The 2,243-nt window shown below is 37.7% G+C and carries 3 protein-coding genes; 2 read left to right on the forward strand and 1 reads right to left on the reverse strand.

Annotation, left to right across the window (positions count from 1 at the left end; translation table 11 throughout):
- Positions 1–341: 341 nt before the first annotated feature.
- Positions 342–518, reverse strand: a complete 177-nt coding sequence (locus RH88_RS23690) for a hypothetical protein (protein ID WP_005593478.1) — start codon at positions 516–518, stop codon at positions 342–344.
- A gap of 128 nt (positions 519–646) precedes the next feature.
- Here RH88_RS23690 and RH88_RS03465 point away from each other — a divergent pair, with 128 nt between their 5' ends.
- Positions 647–1,945: a phage/plasmid replication protein, II/X family gene (locus RH88_RS03465; protein ID WP_005593479.1), complete on the forward strand. Its 1,299-nt coding sequence runs from the start codon at positions 647–649 to the stop codon at positions 1,943–1,945.
- Positions 1,946–1,954: 9 nt separating this feature from the next.
- On the forward strand, positions 1,955–2,243 hold a 289-nt coding region (locus RH88_RS03470), incomplete at its 3' end, for a fumarate reductase subunit C (RefSeq protein WP_005593480.1).

The raw sequence follows: 2,243 nt of genomic DNA on the forward strand, positions 1-2,243 counted from the left end.
GCTGGTTTCTAGCTGGTATACCGCTTTTTTGTTTTTGCCCCGCAGGGAAAAGAGAGTGCGTAGCGCGAACGAAGCACCAAGCCACCCACCAAAGGCCAATTCATCGAGTAACTAGACTGGCGCGGTCAGTAATCCAATTCATTCCAGGGAAAAACACATCACCTTACTGCCAAGATGCTTTTGCTTTTCATGGTGAAAGAAAACAGCGGGACGGGGAGGCAAGCGGAGCGCCACGTTCGCTGTTTTCACCGGAGGGTACACTATCTTTAATAGTGTACTCTTGTCTAAATATTAGAATCTAAGGTATTTCTCTCCACGTTCTTTTTATGACCGTTTTTAGATCACTTCGTTTTTTTTACTCTGGAAAAGTCTTCTTCTTCAAACCTTTCTAATCCTAGTTTGATTAGGAAATCTAACATTTCTGTTTCTTTGATATTCGTTCTTGTTTCTATAACAGCTTTCACGGTTTTCTCTTCAACCTTTCTCCATGTGCTGTCTTTTATGTGTTTAGTTGCCATTGTTTGCTCTCTATCTATGTTTTGCAGAAATTATAAACTTAGAATCTAATAAATGTTGACAATTAGAAACTAAGTATTTATGTTTTGCATTAAAAATAATTTCTTAGTTTCTAAGATTGGTTGGCATCATGATAGACAAATTGAAGATCTCTATCCCGTTTAAGCGTGAGTTTGTTACTAACACTCGTATGTCTAAGACTGGTGAGTGTATTGAGTATGTAAACATTATTGAGTGTTCGCGTCGTGGTATTGGTCTTGAAGCTAAATCTGTTCATTATAAGGGTGGTGCTTTAGATAACTGTTATGAGGTTGCCGATTTACGTCACCCATATGAATCTCTTCCAACTCATTTTACGGGCATGGCAATGAAGATTTTCCAAGGTACTACATGGCGTTCCCCATGTATTGAACTTAAATGTTCACCTGCAAAAATAGTTCAGGGTCATAACGTTTTTGGTTCTACTTCTATTGCTCTTGGTGCTGATGAAATGCTTTGTGCTCTCCAAGAGGTTTACCCTAAAGTTTGGAAAATGCTGGATTATACCAACTCCACTTTAGATGCAATTGATGTTACTTATTCAGCTCGTGTTTCAAATGAACTTCATGCTAAACAAGTCATTAATTGCCTTAAAAATGTTTCTAATGGTCAGATGCGTAAAAGTGTTCGTAATGAGTTTGAGACTACTTGTTATTTTACTCAAGGTTCCCGCCATTGTGACCGTAAAGCTTATTTAAAATCTCCTGAATTCCAACGCCAACTCAACTCACTTCGTTCTCTTCAAGAAAAAGGGATTACCGAATTTGACCGCGTTATTGATGTCATGTCTGACCCTCGTTTAATTAACTTTGCTCGTAACCTTGTTCGTTTTGAAGCTGGCGCTCATCGCCGTTATCTAGATACATTCGAAATTCCTAAAAATTTATTTCAAGCTATTCAATTTCAAATCAACTATGAAAAAGATGGTAAATCACTCATTCAAGATATTTGGCAAAAAGCCTTCAATCCTTTACTTCTAGCGCTAGAGGGGCAGCAAATGAACATTTTTAACGATGAAGAAGTCCATAACAAACTCAAAATTGCTTATCAAAAGACTACTCCTAAAGGCAATATTTCTTTTTCTAAAGCTGACCGTATCTTCCGTTTTTATCGTTCTCTTATTTCTGATGGTTTTGAGTCTGTTAAGGATTCTTATTCTGTCCGTGCTAGCTTTTATAACCATCTTAATGAATTGTTGTTTGTTGGCTTTAGTAAGGCTCAACTTCAAAATTTACAGGGTCATGGACGTGAAAATGTAGTGCCCTTACTTCAAATTATCGACGTCGATTTTTCTAATCAACGTCCAGAATGGTATGTCGAGCCAGAAGTCGGCGAATTAAGCAAAAAATACGGTTTTAATACATCAAACATACTTCGACTAATCGCATAGGTAATTAATATGAAAACTACTGACGGTCTAACTATTGAAATTTTTGAAGATAACGTACTTGTTGATACTCGTGAAATTCCTGCTCGTGGTGAGCGTTCTGCAATGAAACTTTTTAGTCAAGTTGCTTTCGTTCACTTAGGCGGTCGTTTCCCTGTTGAGTTTTCACTTTCATTGGAAGAAAACCAAGCACCTTATCCAGCTGGCAAATATTCACTTCATGCAAGTTCTTTCAAGGTTGGTCAATATGGCCGTTTGGAGTTTGAACGTAACTTGCTACTTATTCCCCAAACCAGTTCAA

The sequence above is a fragment of the Vibrio scophthalmi LMG 19158 genome (assembly GCF_000222585.1).
Lineage (GTDB): Bacteria > Pseudomonadota > Gammaproteobacteria > Enterobacterales > Vibrionaceae > Vibrio > Vibrio scophthalmi.

What these genes read in the sequence shown, in the direction of transcription:
- RH88_RS23690 (WP_005593478.1), bottom strand. Translation starts at nt 518, where the DNA reads ATGGCAACTAAACACATAAAAGACAGCACATGGAGAAAGGTTGAAGAG.
- RH88_RS03465 (WP_005593479.1), top strand. Translation starts at nt 647, where the DNA reads ATGATAGACAAATTGAAGATCTCTATCCCGTTTAAGCGTGAGTTTGTT.